This window comes from Micromonospora chalcea, assembly GCF_002926165.1.
Classification (GTDB): domain Bacteria; phylum Actinomycetota; class Actinomycetes; order Mycobacteriales; family Micromonosporaceae; genus Micromonospora; species Micromonospora chalcea.
Genome location: NZ_MAGP01000139.1, coordinates 1 through 18,860, shown reverse-complemented (window position 1 = coordinate 18,860; position 18,860 = coordinate 1). Strand labels below are relative to the sequence as shown.

General features: G+C 72.7%; 15 protein-coding genes and 1 tRNA gene. 8 read left to right on the top strand and 8 right to left on the bottom strand.

Features of this window, described 5'->3' with window-relative positions; translation table 11 throughout:
* Window positions 1-99: 99 nt before the first annotated feature.
* On the top strand, window positions 100-1,530 hold the full coding sequence (locus BAW75_RS23395; RefSeq protein ID WP_104114936.1) for an MFS transporter: 1,431 nt from the start codon (window positions 100-102) through the stop codon (window positions 1,528-1,530).
* 52 nt (window positions 1,531-1,582) lie between these two features.
* Here BAW75_RS23395 and leuA read toward each other — a convergent pair whose 3' ends face one another.
* Together leuA and BAW75_RS23385 are read right to left on the bottom strand one after the other, a co-directional pair.
* Window positions 1,583-3,328: a 2-isopropylmalate synthase gene (leuA, locus tag BAW75_RS23390; RefSeq protein WP_104114935.1), complete on the bottom strand. Its 1,746-nt coding sequence runs from the start codon at window positions 3,326-3,328 to the stop codon at window positions 1,583-1,585.
* 238 nt (window positions 3,329-3,566) lie between these two features.
* Window positions 3,567-4,841, bottom strand: a complete 1,275-nt coding sequence (locus tag BAW75_RS23385) for an MFS transporter (RefSeq protein ID WP_064446811.1) — start codon at window positions 4,839-4,841, stop codon at window positions 3,567-3,569.
* 72 nt (window positions 4,842-4,913) lie between these two features.
* Between BAW75_RS23385 and BAW75_RS23380 the strand changes: the two genes are divergently transcribed.
* On the top strand, window positions 4,914-5,900 hold the full coding sequence (locus BAW75_RS23380; protein WP_104114934.1) for a DUF5937 family protein: 987 nt from the start codon (window positions 4,914-4,916) through the stop codon (window positions 5,898-5,900).
* 10 nt (window positions 5,901-5,910) lie between these two features.
* Here the strand turns inward: BAW75_RS23380 and BAW75_RS23375 are convergent, their stop codons facing one another.
* The gene (locus tag BAW75_RS23375; RefSeq protein ID WP_051611336.1) at window positions 5,911-6,675 is read right to left on the bottom strand and encodes a hypothetical protein; all 765 of its coding nucleotides are present in this window, start codon (window positions 6,673-6,675) and stop codon (window positions 5,911-5,913) included.
* A 238-nt stretch (window positions 6,676-6,913) separates the two neighbouring features.
* Between BAW75_RS23375 and BAW75_RS23370 the strand changes: the two genes are divergently transcribed.
* A complete protein-coding gene (locus tag BAW75_RS23370) occupies window positions 6,914-8,179 on the top strand; it encodes an aspartate kinase (protein ID WP_030502103.1) in 1,266 nt (421 codons plus the stop codon).
* Window positions 8,180-8,185: 6 nt separating this feature from the next.
* Window positions 8,186-9,244 carry an aspartate-semialdehyde dehydrogenase gene (locus BAW75_RS23365; protein ID WP_104114933.1) on the top strand — a complete coding sequence of 353 codons (1,059 nt, stop codon included), beginning with the start codon at window positions 8,186-8,188 and terminating at the stop codon, window positions 9,242-9,244.
* A gap of 98 nt (window positions 9,245-9,342) precedes the next feature.
* Here BAW75_RS23365 and BAW75_RS23360 read toward each other — a convergent pair whose 3' ends face one another.
* The gene (locus tag BAW75_RS23360; protein ID WP_104114932.1) at window positions 9,343-10,794 is read right to left on the bottom strand and encodes a sensor domain-containing diguanylate cyclase; all 1,452 of its coding nucleotides are present in this window, start codon (window positions 10,792-10,794) and stop codon (window positions 9,343-9,345) included.
* Window positions 10,795-10,972: 178 nt separating this feature from the next.
* Here BAW75_RS23360 and BAW75_RS23355 point away from each other — a divergent pair, with 178 nt between their 5' ends.
* The 3 genes from BAW75_RS23355 to BAW75_RS23345 all read left to right on the top strand — a co-directional run bounded on the left by BAW75_RS23355 (window position 10,973) and on the right by BAW75_RS23345 (window position 14,601).
* Window positions 10,973-11,752: a metallophosphoesterase gene (locus tag BAW75_RS23355; protein ID WP_104114931.1), complete on the top strand. Its 780-nt coding sequence runs from the start codon at window positions 10,973-10,975 to the stop codon at window positions 11,750-11,752.
* A gap of 11 nt (window positions 11,753-11,763) precedes the next feature.
* A complete protein-coding gene (locus BAW75_RS23350; RefSeq protein WP_231915504.1) occupies window positions 11,764-12,543 on the top strand; it encodes a histone deacetylase in 780 nt (259 codons plus the stop codon).
* Window positions 12,544-12,858: 315 nt separating this feature from the next.
* Complete coding sequence (locus BAW75_RS23345) at window positions 12,859-14,601, top strand: bifunctional metallophosphatase/5'-nucleotidase (RefSeq protein WP_104114930.1); 1,743 nt, start codon at window positions 12,859-12,861, stop codon at window positions 14,599-14,601.
* Between the two features lie 83 nt (window positions 14,602-14,684).
* Here the strand turns inward: BAW75_RS23345 and BAW75_RS23340 are convergent, their stop codons facing one another.
* On the bottom strand, window positions 14,685-15,974 hold the full coding sequence (locus tag BAW75_RS23340; protein ID WP_104114929.1) for an MFS transporter: 1,290 nt from the start codon (window positions 15,972-15,974) through the stop codon (window positions 14,685-14,687).
* Between the two features lie 110 nt (window positions 15,975-16,084).
* On the opposite strand from BAW75_RS23340, the gene BAW75_RS23335 reads away from it, so the two are divergent.
* Complete coding sequence (locus BAW75_RS23335; RefSeq protein WP_244206235.1) at window positions 16,085-16,558, top strand: hypothetical protein; 474 nt, start codon at window positions 16,085-16,087, stop codon at window positions 16,556-16,558.
* Window positions 16,559-16,633: 75 nt separating this feature from the next.
* On the opposite strand, the gene BAW75_RS23330 is transcribed toward BAW75_RS23335, so the two are convergent.
* From BAW75_RS23330 to BAW75_RS23320, 3 genes are all read right to left on the bottom strand, one after another.
* Window positions 16,634-17,737: a calcium:cation antiporter gene (locus BAW75_RS23330; protein WP_043330855.1), complete on the bottom strand. Its 1,104-nt coding sequence runs from the start codon at window positions 17,735-17,737 to the stop codon at window positions 16,634-16,636.
* A 77-nt stretch (window positions 17,738-17,814) separates the two neighbouring features.
* Window positions 17,815-18,489: an HAD family hydrolase gene (locus BAW75_RS23325; RefSeq protein ID WP_104114927.1), complete on the bottom strand. Its 675-nt coding sequence runs from the start codon at window positions 18,487-18,489 to the stop codon at window positions 17,815-17,817.
* An 82-nt stretch (window positions 18,490-18,571) separates the two neighbouring features.
* Window positions 18,572-18,648: transfer RNA gene (locus BAW75_RS23320), tRNA-Pro, on the bottom strand.
* Window positions 18,649-18,860 lie beyond the last annotated feature (212 nt).

Below are 18,860 nucleotides of genomic sequence, written 5' to 3'. Positions count from 1 at the left end.
CTCTCCAGCTTGCGTGCTCCGGGCGAGTCCGCACAGTACCCGGCGGCGGTTTCTGCGATTCGTGGCGTCGAGGATGGGCGGCGGGCAGAGTGGTGAGACGTGACCGCACCCGCACCCGCTCCCGCGCTGCGTACCGGCTCCGCCGCCGGACGCGGCACGCTGCTCGCCGCGATCCTCGCCTCCGGCATGGTGTTCCTCGACAGCACTGTCGTCAACGTCGCGCTGCCGCGCCTCGGCGCGGAGCTGGACGCCACCGTCGCCGGTCTGCAGTGGACCGTGAACGGCTACCTGCTCATGCTTGCCGCGTTCGTGCTGCTCGGCGGCGCGCTCGGGGACCGGTTCGGGCGGCGGCGCATATTCCTGCTCGGCGTGGTCTGGTTCGCGGTGGCGTCGGTGCTCTGCGGGCTCGCCCAGGACACCGGCTGGCTCATCGCCGCCCGGTTCCTCCAGGGCGCCGGCGGGGCGCTGCTCACCCCCGGGTCGCTGTCGGTGCTCCAGGCCAGCTTCCACCCGGACGACAGGGGCCGGGCCATCGGCACCTGGTCCGGACTGTCCGGCGTGTCCACAGCGCTCGGCCCGCTGCTCGGCGGCTGGCTCATCGACACGCTCTCCTGGCGGTGGATCTTCTTCGTCAACCTGCCGTTGGCCGTGGGCGTGGTGTTCGCCGCGCTGCGCTGGGTGCCGGAGAGCCGCGACGAGGCGGCGTCTCGTACCGGAAAGGGGCGGCGGTTCGACGTGGCCGGTGCGCTGCTCGGCGCGCTCGCGCTCGGCGGAGTCACGTACGCGCTGATCGACGCCCCGGCGCGCGGCGCCTCCCCGGCGGTGCTGGTCGCGGCAGTGCTCGGGGTGGTCGCCGTGGTGGTGTTCGTGCTGGTCGAGCGGCGGCGTGGCGACACCGCGATGCTGCCCACCGGGCTGTTCTCCAGCCGGCTGTTCTCCGTGCTGAACGTCTTCACCGTCGTGGTGTACGCCGCGCTCGGCGGGTTCACCTTCTTCCTCGCCGTCTACCTGCAGAACGTGGTCGGCTGGTCGGCGCTGCTCACCGGCCTGGCCACAGTGCCGATGACGGTGCTGCTGCTGGTCGGCTCGCCGCGCGCGGGCGCGCTGTCGGCCCGCATCGGTCCCCGGCTGCCGCTCACCGTCGGCCCGGTGATCGCCGCCGTGGGTCTGCTGCTGCTGCGCCGGGTCGGGCCTGGTGCGTCGTACTGGGTGGACGTGCTGCCGGGCGTGGCGCTGTTCGGCGCCGGGCTCACGCTCGTGGTCGCGCCGCTGACCACGTCGGTGCTCGGCGCGGTCTCGGACCGGTTCGCCGGGGTGGCGAGCGGCTTCAACAACGCCGCGTCCCGGGCCGGCGGTCTGCTCGCGGTGGCCGCGCTGCCGCTGCTGGTCGGGCTGTCCGGCACCGGGTACGAGCAGAAGGGCGCGCTGGCAGGCGCGTACCGGGGGGCGTTGGCGTGGTGCGCGGGGCTGCTGCTCGCCGGCGCGGTGCTAGCCGCCGTGCTGATCCACCGCCCCGGGCGGAAGCGTTAAGAAGGGCCCCCTCCTATGCAGAATGCGTTAAGAAGGGGCCCTTCCTTACACCTCAGGCGCGGGTGCGGTTCACCGCGCTCGTGACCGCCTTGATCGAGGCGGTGACGATGTTCGCGTCCACCCCGACGCCCCACACCGTACGGCCGTCCACCTCGCACTCCACGTACGCGGCGGCCTGCGCGTCCCCACCGGAGGACAGCGCGTGCTCGTGGTAGTCGAGCACCCGTACCGCCACGCCCAGGGACTGCAGCGCGTTGACGTACGCGTCGATCGGGCCGTTACCGACGGAGGTCAGCGCGCGGGTCTCCCCGCCGAAGCCGACGCGGGCGTCGATCTCGACCTTGCCGTCGACGGTGCCGATGGTGTACTCGGCCAGCTTGACGGCCGGGTCGACCTGGTGGTCGACCAGGTAGTTGCGGGCGAAGATCCCCCACATGGCGCCCGGCTCGACCTCGCCGCCGTCGTGGTCGGTGACCTGCTGCACCACGCCGGAGAACTCGATCTGGAGGCGGCGCGGCAGGTCGAGCTGGTGCTCGGTCTTCATGATGTACGCGACGCCGCCCTTGCCGGACTGCGAGTTGACCCGGATGACCGCCTCGTAGGTGCGGCCCAGGTCCTTCGGGTCGATCGGCAGGTAGGGCACCGCCCAGGTGAAGTCGTCGACCGGCACCCCGGCCGCCGTGGCGTCGGCGTTCAGCGCGGCGAAGCCCTTGTTGATCGCGTCCTGGTGCGAGCCGGAGAACGCCGTGTAGACCAGGTCGCCCGCGTACGGGTGGCGCTCGTGCACCGGCAGCTGGTTGCAGTACTCGACGGCGCGCTTGATCTCGTCGATGTTCGAGAAGTCGATCATCGGGTCGATGCCCTGGGAGAACATGTTCAGGCCCAGCGTCACCAGGTCGACGTTGCCGGTGCGCTCGCCGTTGCCGAACAGGCAGCCCTCGATCCGGTCGGCGCCGGCCAGCAGGCCCAGCTCGGCGGCGGCCACGCCGGTGCCCCGGTCGTTGTGCGGGTGCAGGCTCAGCACCAGGCTGTCCCGCCGGGGCAGGCGCCGGTGCATCCACTCGATCGAGTCGGCGTAGACGTTCGGCATCGCCATCTCGACGGTGGCCGGCAGGTTGATGATCAGCTTCCGGTCCGGCGTCGGGTCGATCACGTCGATGACCGCCGAGCAGACCTCCAGCGCGTACTCCAGCTCGGTGCCCGTGTACGACTCCGGCGAGTACTCGTAGTGGATGTCGGTGTCCGGGGTGTGGATCTCCGCGTACTTCTGGCACAGCCGCGCGCCCTGCGTGGCGATGTCGGTGATGCCGTCGCGGTCCAGGCCGAAGACCACCCGGCGCTGCAGCGTCGAGGTGGAGTTGTAGAAGTGCACGATGGCCCGGCGGGCGCCGCGCAGCGACTCGAAGGTCCGCTCGATCAGGTGCTCCCGGCACTGGGTCAGCACCTGGATGGTGACGTCCTCGGGAATCAGGTCCTGCTCGATCAGCTGCCGTACGAAGTCGTAGTCGGTCTGGCTCGCCGACGGGAAGCCGACCTCGATCTCCTTGTAGCCCATCTGCACCAGGAGCTGGAACATCCGGCGCTTGCGCTCGGGCGACATCGGGTCGATCAGGGCCTGGTTGCCGTCGCGGAGGTCGACTGCGCACCAGCGGGGCGCGGCCTCGACGCGGCGGGTCGGCCAGGCGCGGTCCGGCAGGTCGACGCCGAACTCACGGTCGTACGGAACGTAGCGGTGGACCGGCATCCGGCTGGGGCGCTGGCTGGCGAACGGATCGGTCTCGGTGACAGGTTGAGCCATCTCGGAGTGCTCCCTGGAACATGTGGCGTCAGCAGATCGGAAAGGTGTCGGCGGGCTGCCGGGCGACGGTGCGCGGCGGTGCCGAGAAGAAGATCGGATGTGCTGGACGGCGCGTAGCGACTCCGCGACGAGGTGCCGGCCGGTCAGGCCTCGTCGCGGCAGCCAAGGAGAAGGTACGCGCGCCACATGACAAGGTCACCCTACGTGGTGGGACGTGCCGTGGGAAGGCTGGTCCGGACTATGGGACCAGAGTCACGGAGCCGGAGGGCTTCGCCACGTCCGGTAGCCGAGGTGTCCGTTCCGCCCGGGTCACCGCGGGCACGATCGCCAGTCCGACGAGGATGAAGATCGCCGCGGCCGGGTACCAGCCCCAGCCGCCGGTGCTCACGCCGAGCGCGGTCAGCCCGGCCGGAGCGATCAGGAACTGCAACTGGGAGCCGAGCCCGAACGCGCCGACGTACGCGCCGCGCTGGGCGGCGGGTGGCAGCGTGGCGGTGAGTCCCCAGGCGCCCGCCGACTCGATCAGCTCCGCCAGGATGAGCAGTGTCGCGGCGGCCACCAGCGCGACCACGGTGAGCGCTCCCCGGGTCGCGCCGGAAATCGGCAGGACCAGGCAGAACAGGGCGATCAAAACCGCGCCCCGACGGGACGCACGGGCCGCGCCCGGCGCGTCGTCCGCGCCCCGGCTGGCGCGTACCTGGAACAGCACGATCAGCACGGTGTTGAGCAGCACCAGCCCGGCGATGATCGTCTTCGGCGCGTCGGTGTGGGTGAGGATCCACAGCGGCATCACCGTCAGGTAGAGCGTCTGGTGCGCGGTGAGCAGCCCGGAGAGCAGCGCGACGGTCATGAACGGCCGGTCCCGCAGCACCGCCAGTCGGCTCATCGGCTCGGCCGTGCGGGTCACCTCCGGCAGTCGCGGCAGCCGGCGGACGAAACCGGCGGTCACCAGGAAGACCACGGCGATGAACCAGACCATCCCGCGGTACGCCCAGATCGTGTCGACGGCCAGCACCAGGCCGCTGATCAGCGCGCCGATCCCGAAGCCGACGTTCAGCGAGGAGCGCTGGTAGGCCATGGCGGTGACCCGTTCCTCCGGGCGCAGCACGTTGATCGAGTAGACCTGGCGGGCCACGCCGGTCGCCGCGCCCGTCACGGCCAGCGCGATCACCACCGCGAGGAACCCGGCGAAGCCGCCGACGAACGGGTACGCCGCGAACAGCGCCGCGTCCAGCAACAGGCAGACGATCCACACCCGCTGCGGCCCGTACCGGTCGGTGAGCCCGCCCAGCGGCACGGTGCCGAGCAGTGACGCGCCGGCGGCGAGGGAGAGGCCGAGACCCACCTGGGCCGGACTCAGCCCGAGCGCCCGGGTGAAGAACACGGCGCTGCCCGCCTGGAACAGTCCGGTGCCGACGGCGTAGACCATCGCCTGCACGGCCAGGGCGCGGGTCAGCCCGGCCGGTGGTACGACGTCGCGGACGGCGGTGCGGATGCTCTCTCTGGCCCCCATGACCGATGAGCAGATCGTGCCCCCCGCGTGCCGGTCGAGCCTTTTAGGCTGAGGCGAATCGGGGGGGTGCGCATGTCCGAGTTGCGGTTCACGCTGGCCGACGTCGCGGGTGTGCGGTTCGGTGTGTCGCCGGCCAACGAGACGGTCATGAGCATGTGGGCGCTCGCCGCTCCGGCCCGCTATCCGGTGCACCTGCAGTGGATCGACCGGGCCCGGGCGACGCTGCGCCGCCCGGAGGTGGCCGAGCGCGTCTCTCCGCTGGTGCACCTCACCCTGCCGCGCCGCTGGCTGCCCGACTTCCTCACCCCGGCGGCCCGCCCCGGGGTGGAGATGGACGGCCAGCTCGACCAGATCGCCGCGACGCCGCCCGACGTGGTGGTCCGGGACCTGCTGGCGACCCCGCCGAGCGGACCACTACGCCCGTTCGGGCGGGCGTTGCTCGCCGACCCGACCGAGCTGTTGCCGCCGCTCGTCGAGGCGATGCGGGTCTGGTACGACGAGGCGATCGCCCCGGACTGGCCGCGGATGCGAGCGGTGCTCGACGCCGACGTCGCGTACCGGGCGGCCCAGCTCGCCGAGGGCGGGACGGGGAATCTGTTCGAGCGGCTCCACCCCGGCCTGCGGTGGCTCGGCGACCGGGTGGTCAGCGACGACCCGTTCGAGCGGGACTTCGACCTGCGGGGGCGAGGGCTGGCGTTGAACCCGAGCGTGTTCAGCCGCCAGCGGGTGCTGTGGAACCTGCTGGAGGACTCGTTGCCGGCCGCGGCGTACCCGGTTCGGGCGGTCGGGACGCTGTGGGAACGCGGACCTGAACCGGCCGGCGACGCGCTCGCCCGGGTGGTCGGCGGCGGCCGGGCCGCCCTGCTGAACCTGCTCGACGCGGCGACGACCACCACGGACCTCGCCCGGCTCACCGGGCTGTCCGCCGGGAACGTGTCCCAGCACCTCTCCGCGCTGCACGCCGCCGGTCTCGTCACCCGGTCCCGCGCCGGGCGGCACGTGCTCTACCGCAACACCGAGGTCGGTGCCGCGTTGCTCCGGGCCGCGCGGGGCGGCTGAGCGGAACGCGTCACGGCGCTCCCGGGCTCGGGGCGTCCCGGCTCACCGGCTCGCCGTCGGTCACCGCGCCGGCCAGCTCGACGGTGCCCGGCGCGGCGCCGGGCTCGCCGGTCAGCGTCAGCGTGCCGAAGCCGGCCCGGACCGCCGCCGGTGTGCCGTCCTCCCGGAAGCAGTAGATGCCCACGTCCAACGGCGCGTTCAGCGAGGCGGAGGTCGTGTCGACCGAGTAGCACCGGCCGGTGACGCCGGGCAGCGGCGCGGCGGGGGAGACAGCGAGCGGCGCGCGCCTGTCGGTCAGCACCTCCAGCCAGTCGGTGAACGGGTGCTGCACCCTGGGGTCGAGCCGGCGGGGCACCGCGTCGTCGGCGTCGCCGAGCCGGACACAGCTGGCCGCCTGCGTCCAGCCGGCCGAGGGCAGCGCGCACTGGAACAGCCCGTCGGAGGTGGCGGCGAGCGAGACGTCCACCGTCCCGTCCCGCCCCCAGCCGGGCACGTCGACCCGCCAGCTGCCGTCGTTGGCGCTGGTCACCGCCACCGTGCGGGGAGCGCCTTCGGCCGGGGTGAAGGAGTACGCGGCGGTGTGGTGCCGGTCCTGCGCGGCGGCGGCCAGCCCGGCCAGCTCGTCGCGGGCGGCGTCCACCTGCACCGGCACCGGGTCGGCGGAGCCGGTGGGCGCCGTTTCGGGCCGGTCGTTCACACAGGCGGCCAGCAGCGTCGGCAGGATGAGCGCGAGCGCGCCGGTCGCCCGGCGGGCCGCGCGTCGATGAGCGTGCACCGGCTCATTCTGCGTCGTCCGGGCGGCCGCGGACAGCCCACCGTACGGCTGTACCGCTTGGCGTGTCGCGTACTCCCGGGCTGGTGAGCCGCCCCACGCCGGGGCCGGATGGTGGGATCACCCGACCCGGCGTCGCGGGCCGCCCGATAGGCTGAGGCGGTCTGACACGCGCCGCCGGACCGAGAGACCCGGCGGCGTCGGCACGCTCAGGGTCGTCGCTGGGAGGGAGTGCACCGTCGTGGCACTCGTGGTGCAGAAGTACGGCGGGTCCTCCGTCGCCAACGCCGAGCGGATCAAGCGGGTGGCCGAGCGCATCGTGGCCGCGCGCAAGGCCGGCGACGACGTGGTCGTGGTGGTGTCTGCCATGGGCGACACCACCGACGAGCTGCTCGACCTCGCCAACCAGGTCAGCCCGCTGCCGCCCGGCCGCGAGCTGGACATGCTGCTCACCGCCGGGGAGCGGATCTCCATGGCGCTGCTCGCCATGGCCATCCACAACCTGGGGTACGAGGCCCGCTCGTTCACCGGTTCCCAGGCGGGCGTGATCACCACCTCGGTGCACGGCCGGGCCCGGATCATCGACGTGACCCCGGGGCGGCTCAAGGGCGCGCTGGACGAGGGCGCGGTGGTCATCGTCGCCGGCTTCCAGGGCGTCTCGCAGGACACCAAGGACGTCACCACGCTCGGGCGGGGCGGCTCGGACACCACCGCCGTGGCGCTCGCCGCCGCGCTGGAGGCGGACGTCTGCGAGATCTACACCGACGTGGACGGCATCTTCACCGCCGACCCTCGGATCGTGCCGAACGCCCGGCACATCACCCGGATCACCTACGAGGAGATGCTGGAACTGGCCGCCTGCGGCGCGAAGGTGCTGCATCTGCGCAGCGTCGAGTACGCGCGGCGCGCGGGCTTGCCGATCCACGTCCGTTCGTCATACTCGACCAACACCGGCACGATGGTCACCGGATCGATGGAGGACCTTCCTGTGGAACAGGCACTGATCACCGGGGTCGCCCACGACCGCAGCGAAGCGAAGATCACGATCGTCGGTGTGCCCGACGAGCCGGGCGCCGCCGCGCGCATCTTCGACACGGTCGCCGGCGCGGAGATCAACATCGACATGATCGTGCAGAACGTGTCCACCGAGGGCACCGGCCGCACCGACATCTCGTTCACGCTGCCCAAGGCGGACGGCCCGACCGCGATGACCGCGCTCAGCAAGATCCAGGAGACGGTCAAGTTCAAGGGCCTGCTCTACGACGACCACGTCGGCAAGGTCAGCCTGATCGGCGCCGGCATGCGCTCGCACCCGGGAGTGGCCGCCGGCTTCTTCGCCGCCCTCGGCGCGGCCGGCGTCAACATCGAGATGATCTCCACCTCGGAGATCCGGGTCTCCGTGGTCTGCCGCGACACCGACCTGGACAAGGCGGTCCGCGCCATCCACGACGCCTTCGAGCTGGGTGGTGACACCGAAGCCGTCGTCTACGCCGGCACCGGGCGGTAACGCGCCGTGGCGTCGCTGCCCACCCTCGCCGTGGTCGGGGCGACAGGTGCCGTCGGTACGGTGATGTGCCAGATCCTCTCCTCCCGGCGCAACGTGTGGGGCGAGATCCGGCTGCTCGCCTCCGAGCGGTCGGCCGGCCGGCGCGTGCAGTGCCGGGGCGAGGAGCTGACCGTCCAGGCCCTCACCGCGGACGCTCTCGACGGCGTCGACGTGGCCATGTTCGACGTGCCGGACGACGTGTCGGCGCAGTGGGCCCCGGTCGCCGTCGCGCGCGGCGCGGTGGTGGTCGACAACTCCGGCGCGTTCCGGATGGACCGCGAGGTGCCGCTCGTCGTCCCCGAGATCAACCCCGACCAGGTACGCAACCGACCCCGGGGCATCATCGCCAACGCCAACTGCACCACGCTGGCCATGATCGTGGCGATCGCCCCGCTGCACCGCGCGTACGGCCTGCGCGAGCTGGTGCTCGCGTCGTACCAGGCGGTGTCCGGGGCCGGGCAGGCCGGCGTGGACGCGCTGCACCTGCAGCTCGGCAAGATCGCCGGGGACCGGGCGCTCGGCTCCCGCGCCGGTGACGTGCGCCAGGCCGTCGGCGACGAGCTGGGTCCGTTCCCGGCGCCGCTGGCGCTCAACGTCGTACCGTGGGCGGGCTCGCTCGCAGACGACGGCTGGTCGTCGGAGGAGTTGAAGCTCCGCAACGAGTCCCGCAAGATCCTCGGGCTGCCCGACCTCAAGGTCTCCGCCACCTGCGTACGGGTGCCGGTGGTGACCGGTCACTCGGTCGCCGTGCACGCGGTCTTCGCCACCGAGGTGGACGCCGAGGAAGCCCGCGAGGTGCTGCGCAACGCGCCGGGCGTGATCCTGGTCGACGACCCGGCGTCCGGGGAGTTCCCGATGCCGATCGACGCGGTCGGCACCGACCCGTCCTGGGTGGGCCGCATCCGCCGCGCGGTCGACGACCCGAGAGCCCTCGACCTCTTCGTGACCGGCGACAACCTCCGCAAGGGCGCCGCCCTGAACACGGCCCAGATCGCCGAACTCCTCGCCAGGGAACTCACCGCCTAGCCCCGTCGATCTTGCACTTCACGCCCTGGCATAAGGGGTAAATGCCCCGTGCTTCGGGCCGCAAGTGCAAGATCGCGGGATCGCGGGGGAGAAGGTGGTCAGGCGGCGGAGAGGTGGACTCCGTCTCGGCCGTGGCGCTTGACCGCGTAGAGGGCCTGGTCGGCTCGGTGCAGGGTGCGTTCGGGGGACTCGCCGGGCCGCGGCAGCGCGATGCCGACGCTGATCGTCCGGCCGGTACGGCGGGCCGCCTCGGTGAGCCGCTCGGCGATCCGGACCGCCTCCTCCGGGCGGCTCACCTCGATCACCGCCACGAACTCGTCCCCGCCGGTCCGGTACAGCTCGTCGCCCTGGCGCAGCGCGCCCTCCAGTGCCCGGGCCAGCCCCACCAGCAGCCGGTCGCCGGCCTGGTGGCCGTACGTGTCGTTGACGTCCTTGAACCCGTCCACGTCGATCGCCAGCAGGGCGGTACGCCCCGGCGTGGCGGTGGCGATCCGCTGCCCGAACGGGCCGGTGTGCCGTAGCCCGGTGAGCGGGTCGGAGCTGGCCTGCTCGCGCAGCCGGGCGAGCGTACGCAGCCGGTCCAGGCAGGTCCACGCCTGCCCGGCGAGCAGTTCGATCAGGTTGACAGTGGTCGGGTCGGGGCGCAGGCGCTGCTCGTCGGCGACCAGCAGCACGCCGCCGGCGGCCGGCGTGCCGACCGGCACCGCCACCAGTGTGCGCGCGCCCGCCCGGGTCAGCGGCAGGTACTCCTCGGTGGGCGGGTGCCCCGCCTCGCCCAGCGTGTACGCCGAGCCGTACCGGTGGGCCCGGTCGATCATGCGGTCCAGCGCGGCCGGGCCGGCCTCGGCCAGCTCGGCGCGGATGCGTGTCTCCAACTCGCCGGGGGTGTCGGTGGGCGCGCCGAGGCGTGGGCCGCTCCGCCCGGTGAGGACCAGCACGGCGGCGGAGAGCGCCGACACGTCCCGGGCCGCGGCGAGCGCGGCGGTCATCAGGTCCCAGTCGGTCGGGGCGGCGGTGAACGCGGCGGCGTGCCGGAGCAGCTTCTCGCTGCGGCTCTCGGCCGGTGACCCGCCGAGCGCGGCGATCCGCCCGCCGAGGCGGTCGGCCACCAGTTCGGCGGTCTCCCGCCACGCCGCGAGCGGGACGGGCTCGCACCACTGCAGGTCGAGCACGCCGATGGGCCGGCCGTCCGGGTCGCGTACCGGAACGCAGAGTTCGGCGGTGACGTCCGGCCGGACCGGCAGGTAGTCGGGGTCGGCGCTCACGTCGGGCACGACGGCGGTCACCCCCGAGGCGTACACCCGCCGCACCACCGAGGGTTCGGGTCGGTGGCGGGCGGGCGCGTCGGCGGTCGCCGGGACGTGCGAGAAGACCTGCCACGCGCCGGTGGCGGCGACGCAGCGCAGACGGTCGTGGACCCGGAGCAGGACGGCGGCGGTCGCCGGGGTGTGCCGGGCGAGCGCGGCGACCGTCCACTGGCACGCCTCCGGGACGGTGGACGCCGTGGGGAGGCGCACCGTGACGTCGCGGAGTACTCGCTCGTGATCCACGTCGTTCCTGCTCGGAGGGGGTAGGTCGCGATCAAGCGTACTCAGCGCGACCGTCACCGACCTTCGTACACATGTGCTATCCACAGGCTGTGGACGCAGCCTGTGGGCGGGATCGGGCCTGCGCGGGGAGGGCGCGCGGCGATAGCGTGAGGGCCCGGGCACCCCGAGGAGGCGGCCGATGCTCATCGCCCAGCTCAGCGACCCGCACGTGACCACCGGCCCGCTCGCGGCCGACCCGGCGTCCGGGCTGCACCGGGCGCTCGGCACGGTGCTCGCGCTGCGTCCCCGGCCCGACTGCGTGGTGATCACCGGCGCGCTGACCGCCAACGGCCGGCCGGACGAATACCTCGCCCTGCGCGAGATCGTCGGCGCGTTCCCGCTACCGGTGCACCTGGCCACCGGCAACCACGACGACCGCGAGTCGCTGCTCGACACGTTCGGCGGCACCCCCTACCTGGCCGGCGGCTTCTCGGCGCACTACCACGTCGACCTGCCGGACGCGACGCTCGTGGTGCTCGACTCGCTCACCCCGGGCAGCACCGGCGGCCGGCTCGGCGACGAGCAGCTCGCCTGGCTCGACGGGGTGCTCGGCGGGCGTACCGACGCGCCCGCCGTCGTGTGCCTGCACCATCCGCCGGTCGCGGTCGGCGTACCGGGCATGGACGCGATGGGCCTCGCGGACGCCGACGCGCTCGCCGCCGTGGTCGGCCGGCACCCCCATGTCGTACGCGTCGCCGCGGGGCACCTGCACCGCCAGGTGACAAGCGCGTTCGCCGGTACGGTGCTGACCGTCGCGCCGAGCACGTGGATCCAGGTGAGCCTCGCCATGACCGACGAGGAGGAGCCGGGGTTCGTCGCCGAGCCGACGGCCTTCCTGCTGCACCTGGTCGCCGACGGCGGCTGCGTGACACACACCGTCCAGGTCAGCCACGCCGCCGGGCGCACCTGCTGGTTCTGACGGCGACGCCGATGCTCTGGTACGTCGCGTACGGCTCGAACCTGCACGCCGCCCGGCTCGACTGGTACCTGCGTGGCGGACGCCCACCCGGCGGGCTGCGCACGTACCCCGGCTGCCGGGACTGCCGGCCACCGCGCCGGACCGTCCCGGCGCTGATCCCCGGCGGGGTCTATTTCGCGGGCGAGTCGCGGGCCTGGACCGGCGGCATGGCGTTCTACGACCCGCAGCTGCCCGGCCGGGCGGCTGCGCGCGGCTACCTGGTGACCGTCGAGCAGTTCGCCGACATCGCGGCGCAGGAGATGTACCGGCCGCCGGGCGCCGACCTGGCCGGTATCCGCGCGGCGGTCGAGACCGGGCGGGCGAGGCTCGGGCCGGGCCGCTACGAGACGCTGCTGCGGGTCGGCGTCCGCGAAGGGCTGCCGATGCTCACGTTCACCGCGCCGCACCGCGCGGTGGAGGTGCCGTGGACCCGGCCCGCTCCGCTCTATCTCGGGATGCTGGCGCGCGGTCTGCGGGAGGCGCACGGCTGGGACACCGCGCGGATCGTCGGCTACCTGGCGGGCCGTCCGGGAGTCGCCGGGCGGTGGAACCGGCGGGCGTTGCGCGGGCTCGTCGCCGCCACCCACAGCCGGCTTTCGAACCGGCTCTCCGGGGCTTCGGTCGAATTCGGACAGTCCGTTGCGGATGTCGATCCGTCAGACGTGAACGACCGTTCGGCTCGCGATGGGTGTCCGCCAGGCGCTGATTCCGGCGAGGACGGTTGCCAGCGCAAGGAATTGCGCGTGACATGAGCGTCGGCGCCGGCTCCCTGTCCCTGGGAGCCGGCGCCCTTCACGACGCGGGCATCGACAGCGAGCGCCGCGCGGAAATTCACCAGACCGTCATGTCCGACTCGTCCGGCGGACCGGTACGGGTCTCCCACCACGTCGACGATTCCGAATGCCACCCCGGTCGACCTGAGGCCCGGTGGATGAGAAGCTACCCCCGAGCGGGGGTGGCGTTCCCCGATTGCCGCCTTCCACGATCGACCCCTGTCATGGCACGGACCAGGGCCACCGGGCGAACCATCGTCCGGACACCAGCATCGGTATCTCACGAGGAGTTCCATGTCCGTCACCGGGATGCGACGCCGGGCCGTAGTCGGCCTGGCCGCACTCGCCGCGACCGCGTTCACCGCTGTCGCCGTCACCCCCGACCAGGCCGAGGCGCGCCCGAAGCCGGTCGACGTCCAGCTGCTCGCGATCAACGACTTCCACGGCAACCTGGAGCCGCCGAGCGGGTCCAGCGGCACCATCGACGGCCAGCCGGCCGGTGGCGCGGAATACCTGGCCAGCCACCTGAAGTCGATGCGCGCCGAGGCCAAGAAGCAGGGCAAGGGCACCGTCACTGTCGCCGCCGGTGACCTGATCGGCGCCTCGCCGCTGCTGTCCGCCGCGTTCCACGACGAGCCGACCATCGAGGAGATGAACCTCGCCGGGCTGGAGTTCGCGAGCGTCGGCAACCACGAGTTCGACGAGGGCGCGGCCGAGCTGCTGCGCATGCAGCGCGGCGGCTGCCACCCGGTGGACGGCTGCGCCGACGGCACCCCGTTCGGTGGCGCCAAGTTCAAGTACCTCTCGGCGAACGCGTTCAAGACCTCCACCGGCCTGCCCCTGATGCAGCCGTTCGGCATCAAGATCGTCAAGGGTGTGCCGATCGGCTTCATCGGGATGACCCTGGAGGGCACCCCGAACATCGTCAGCCAGCAGGGCGTCGCCGGCCTGCGGTTCAGCGACGAGGCCGACACCGCCAACAAGTACGCCAAGATCCTGCGCCTGCTCGGCGTCAAGAGCATCGTCGTGCTGCTGCACGAGGGCGGCGTGCAGAACGGCGGCGGCATCAACGACTGCACCGGGTTCAGCGGCCCGATCGTCGACATCGCCAACCGGATGGACCCGTCCATCGACGTGATCGTCAGCGGGCACACCCACGCCGCGTACAACTGCAACATCAACGGCAAGCTGGTCACCAGCGCCAGCTCGTTCGGCCGCCTGGTCACCCAGATCGACCTGAAGATCGACCCGCGTACCCGCGACGTGGTGAGCGCGTCCGCGAACAACGTGGTGGTCACCCGGGACGTGGCGCCGGACAAGCCCTCGACCGACCTGATCAACCGGTACAAGACCGCGCTCGGCCCGGTGGCCGACCGGGTCGTCGGCGAGACCACCGCGGCGATCACCAAGACGCAGGAGAACCTGTACCAGACCGGGGTCGACGCCAACGGCAAGCCGACGTACCAGACCGGTGAGTCGCCGCTGGGCAACCTGATCGCCGACGCGCAGCTCGCCGCGACCGACACCGAGCAGAACGCGGTCGCCGCGTTCATGAACCCCGGTGGCGTACGCGCCGACCTCGACGCCGGCCCGGTCACCTACGCCGAGGCGTTCACCGTGCAGCCGTTCGCCAACAACCTGGTGACGCTCGACCTGACCGGCGCGCAGCTCTACTGCATGCTGGAGCAGCAGTTCACAGTGGCGCGCGTGCTCTACGCGTCCTCGACCGTCAACTACGTCGTGGACGTCGACGGCACCACCGCGCCGGCCGGCACGCCGTGCGCCGGCACCCGGGTGGTCCGGGGCAGCCTCACCATCAACGGCACCCTGGTGACGGACGCCGCCACCTACCGGGTCACCGTGAACAACTTCCTCGCCGGTGGCGGCGACGGCTTCAGCGTCCTGACCGGCGGCACCAACGCGGTGACCGGCCAGATCGACCTGGACGCCTTCACCGCGTACCTGACCGAGAAGTCGCCGGTCTCCCCGCCGGCGCTGGACCGGATCCGCACCACCACCGAGGTCGCCGCCGGCTGACCGCCGACCGCACTGCCGACGGGCCCCGGAGCGAATGCTGCGGGGCCCGTTCGCGTGTCAGGCCGCCGGGGACGTGTCCCGGGTCAGGTCGCCCGCGCGGGCTCGGGCTCCGGCGTCTCGGCGGCCGTCAGGCGGCCGTCCTGCGCGGCGGTGAGCAGCGGACGCAGCGACAGCGCGAGCAGCGAGGCGGCCAGGCAGCCGCCCACCACGACCGCCACCCAGACCCGGCCGTTCGCCGCGCCGATCAGCGGCCCGGCGGTGACCGGGCCGACCACACCGCTGATCCCGAAGATCATCGAGCTCATCGCGTTGTACCGGCCACGCAGCTCGTCGGTGGCGAGCGCGTTCGTGAGCGCGGGCATGACCGGAGACAGCATCGTCTCGCCGAACCCGAAGATCGCCGAGCAGGCCACCACGCCGAGCGCCGCGAGCAGCGCGTTGCCGCTGCCCACCACGCCGGCCGCGCCGAGCACCAGCCACGCGCCGGCGAACACCGCGCCGACGGTGGCCAGGGCACGGGTACGGCTGCGCCCCTCCAGCCGCCGGATCACCAGCAGCTGGGAGAGCACGATCATGACGGTGTTCGCGGCGAGCGCCCACGCCACCACGCGCGGCGTCACCTCGACCACCCGCACCGAGTACGCCGCGAAGCCCACCTCGATCTGCGCGTACCCGCAGGTGGTGAGCACCAGGCCGAAGATGACGAGGCGGCGGAACGGCCGGTCCCGCAGCACCGTGAGGTAGCCGCCGGTCCTCCGGTCGGCGGCCTTCGCCCCCGTGGCCGCGACCGGCCGGCGCCCCACGTGCGGCAGCGTCAGCAGGATCAGCGCCGGCGTCAGGTAGCTCACCGCGTCCAGCAGGTAGATCACCTCGAACGTGACCGGACGGGCCACGTCGACCACCGCGCCGGAGATCAGGCCGCCCGTGCCGATACCGAGGTTGAGCAGCGCGAAGTTGAGCCCGAAGACGCGCTGCCGCTCGCCGTCGTCGGTGAGCGAGGCGAGGATCGTGTTCTGCCCGGCCCAGATCGCCGAGCTGCCGACGGCGATGAGCGTCATCACGCCGAACGCCGAGGCGGTCGAGTCGACGAGCGCCAGTGAGCCGACGCCGATCGCCTCGATCACCAGGCAGGGCAACACGACCCGGCGCGCGCCGAAGCGGTCGATGAACGTGCCGGCCAGCGGCGAGAGCGCCAGCGTGACAGCGCCGAACCAGCCGATCACCAGCCCGGCCCGGGTGTCGGTCAGGCCGCGTACGTCGGTGAGGTAGATGAACAGGAACGGCAGGGTGAGGCCGCGCCCGACCGCGGAGAACAGCGTGCCGAGCAGGATCCGGCGGGCTTCGGGACGGGCGGGCAGGGCGCGGCGCAGCATGGCAGGGATTCTGTGCTTCGGGTACGACTCTCGCGACCCGTTTACCCCTTACACACGCGGTCGCTGGGCCGGAAGGTGAGCGAACACACGTGCTCTGCCATGCTGACCCGGTGACGACGACCTGGCGGCACCTGCCCGCACCGGCCCGCGAGATCGCCGAGACGGCCACCGACGCGGTGGGCGCCGCGCAGGCCCGCGACGCCGAGGCGTACGCCCCGGCCGTCGAGCGGCTGGCCACCGCCGACCGGTCCGGGCTGGTGCTCGGCGGCGTGGTCCGGCTGCTGCTGGAGGAGGGGCATCCGGACGGGCTGGACGGCGACGACGTACGCCAGGTGCTGGAACAGTGCGTCCGGTCGGCGGCGGCCTGGTGGGCCGACGTCGACCCGCACGTGCTGCTGGTGCTGCTGGCCGGCGCGCTCGGCGTCTACGACCCCGGTGACGACGACAATCCGCCCGGCCCGGCAGCGGTCGCCCGGCACGCCCCGCTGCTCGTGGCCGACCTGCTGGCGGTCACCGGACGACCGGTCGCCGAGTACCTGACCGCCGCGTTCGCCGAGGTGGCGCGCACGGAGACGCACGACTGACGGACCCGTTGGGCCGGCGGCTCACCGGCCGGCGGCTGGCGCGTCGGTTTACGGGCCCGCGGCTGGCGCGTCGGCCTACGGGCTCGCGGCCAGGAAGACGAACGCGGCGAGCAGCACCAGGTGCACGCCGCCCTGGAGCACAGTGGCCCGGCCCGGCACGACGGTGAGCACCGCTGTCACAGCGGTCAGCGCCAGCAGCGTCATCTGGGTGCCGCCCAGGCCCAGCATCAGCGGCCCGTCCAGCCAGATCGAGGCGATCGCGATGGCCGGGATGGTCAGGCCGATGCTGGCCATGGCCGAGCCGAGCGCGAGGTTGAGGCTGATCTGCACGCGGTCCCGCCGGGCCGCCCGGGCGGCGGCGAGCGTCTCCGGCAGCAGCACCAGCAGCGCGATGACCACGCCGACGAACGCCTGCGGCAGGTTCGCCGCGCTGACCGCGGTCTCGATCGCCGGAGAGATCGTCTTCGCGTCGCCGACCACCGCGACCAACGCCACCACCAGCAGGGCCAGGCTGGCCAGGGCGGTACGTGTGGACGGCGGCTCGGCGTGGCCGTCGCCGGTCTTGTCCTCGGCGAGGATGCTGCCCTCCTGGGTGACCGGGAGGAAGTAGTCGCGGTGCCGGCCGGTCTGCACCATCACGAACAGCAGATAGAGGGCCAGCGAGGCGACCGCCGCGAAGGCGAGCTGGGCGGGGGAGAACTCCGGGCCCGGCCGGCTCGTGGTGAACGTCGGCACCACCATGCTGAGCGTGGCGAGCGTCGCCACCGTCGCCAGCGCCCCTCCGGTGCCCTCCGGATTGAACACCGCCACCTGCCGGCGCAGCGCGCCGAGCAGCAGCGACAGGCCGAGGATGCCGTTGCAGGTGATCATGACGGCGGCGAAGACGGTGTCCCGCGCCAGCGCCTGCGTCTTGTCCCCACCGCTGATCATCAGCGTGACGATCAGACCGACTTCGATCACGGTGACCGCCACCGCCAGCACGAGCGAGCCGTACGGCTCACCGACCTTGTGCGCCACCACCTCGGCGTGGTGTACGGCCGCCAGTACAGCCGCCGCGAGCAGGGCCGCCACCACGAAGATGAGCGGGCCGGGCAGCTCCCGTCCCCAGGTCATCACGAGCACGAGCACGGCGACCAGGGGCGCGACGGTGGTCCAATCGGTCAGGCGGGATCGGATCATCGGCGGCATGCGCATAACTTTGCCAGGCGGCAGGGTCGACGCCGCGTGGCGGGGTGGCTTCGGGCAGTCCTGTCGATCTATTCGGTCGAGGCCGGTTGCTCCACATGGGTGGGCAGGTCACGGAGGTTCGCGATCACCGGTCCGATCCAGCCGGGATCGGTGTCCTGGTGCTCGGTGGTCCGCAGCACCGTCATGCCGACCGCCGCCGCGCCGGCCAGTTCGCCGTCCGCGCCGTCGCCCACGTAGACGCATTCCGCCGGCGCGACGCCCAGGCGCTGCGCGGCGGTGCGGTAGATCGCCGGGTCCGGCTTGGCCAGCCCGACCGCGCTGGAGAAGACCGCGACGTCGAAGCGCCGGGCGAGTGGGCCGGCCGCCCACGCCTCGGCGGTCTCGGAAGTGGCATTGCTGATCAAGGCCAGCCGGTGGCCGCGCTCGCGCAGCGCATCGAGCACGTCCAGGGTGCCGACCGGGACGCGGTTCAGCACGCGGCGGGCCAGCGCACGCCGATGCGCGGCGGCGCGGCTTACCTGCTCGTCCGTCGGCGAGCCGCCGAGGCGTTCGGCGAGGATGCGGACGGTCTCCTCCGCGCTCCACCGGACGAGCCGGTCCCGCCATGTCGCGTGGTACGCGGCGACGAGCGCCGCCGGAGCCACCCCGACCAGGAGCGCCATCTCGCCGACCACTCGGTCCCGCTCGTCGTCGGCGCCGTGGACCAGGGTGTGGAAGAGGTCGAAGACGATCGGCCGTGGCATGCCGGGATCCTACTGCGAGGGTGATCACGGCTGGGGAAACGCAGAGGGCACATCCGATGGATCGGATGTGCCCTCTTACCTCTGGTCGGGGTGGCCGGATTCGAACCGACGACCTCTTCGTCCCGAACGAAGCGCGCTACCAAGCTGCGCCACACCCCGAGGCGTGCCGACAAATAGTAGCCCACCCGCCCGCACGGTCAAACTCGGTACCCCCCGCTCCGCGCGGGCGGCAGATCTTGGTACGAACCGGCCCTCGGAGGGGCGGGCGCGTACCAAGATCTGCCGGGAAGCGGGGACGCCGGGCGGCGGGGTCAGCGGGAGATCAGCGTGAGGATGCTCGCCTCGGGCGGGCAGGCGAAGCGGATGGGGGC

Bases quoted from the DNA above. Each gene is read 5' to 3' on its own strand.
- leuA (WP_104114935.1), bottom strand. From the start codon at position 3,328: ATGGCTCAACCTGTCACCGAGACCGATCCGTTCGCCAGCCAGCGCCCC.
- BAW75_RS23385 (WP_064446811.1), bottom strand. From the start codon at position 4,841: ATGGGGGCCAGAGAGAGCATCCGCACCGCCGTCCGCGACGTCGTACCA.
- BAW75_RS23380 (WP_104114934.1), top strand. From the start codon at position 4,914: ATGTCCGAGTTGCGGTTCACGCTGGCCGACGTCGCGGGTGTGCGGTTC.
- BAW75_RS23355 (WP_104114931.1), top strand. From the start codon at position 10,973: ATGCTCATCGCCCAGCTCAGCGACCCGCACGTGACCACCGGCCCGCTC.
- BAW75_RS23350 (WP_231915504.1), top strand. From the start codon at position 11,764: ATGCTCTGGTACGTCGCGTACGGCTCGAACCTGCACGCCGCCCGGCTC.
- BAW75_RS23345 (WP_104114930.1), top strand. From the start codon at position 12,859: ATGTCCGTCACCGGGATGCGACGCCGGGCCGTAGTCGGCCTGGCCGCA.
- BAW75_RS23340 (WP_104114929.1), bottom strand. From the start codon at position 15,974: ATGCTGCGCCGCGCCCTGCCCGCCCGTCCCGAAGCCCGCCGGATCCTG.
- BAW75_RS23330 (WP_043330855.1), bottom strand. From the start codon at position 17,737: ATGATCCGATCCCGCCTGACCGATTGGACCACCGTCGCGCCCCTGGTC.
- BAW75_RS23325 (WP_104114927.1), bottom strand. From the start codon at position 18,489: ATGCCACGGCCGATCGTCTTCGACCTCTTCCACACCCTGGTCCACGGC.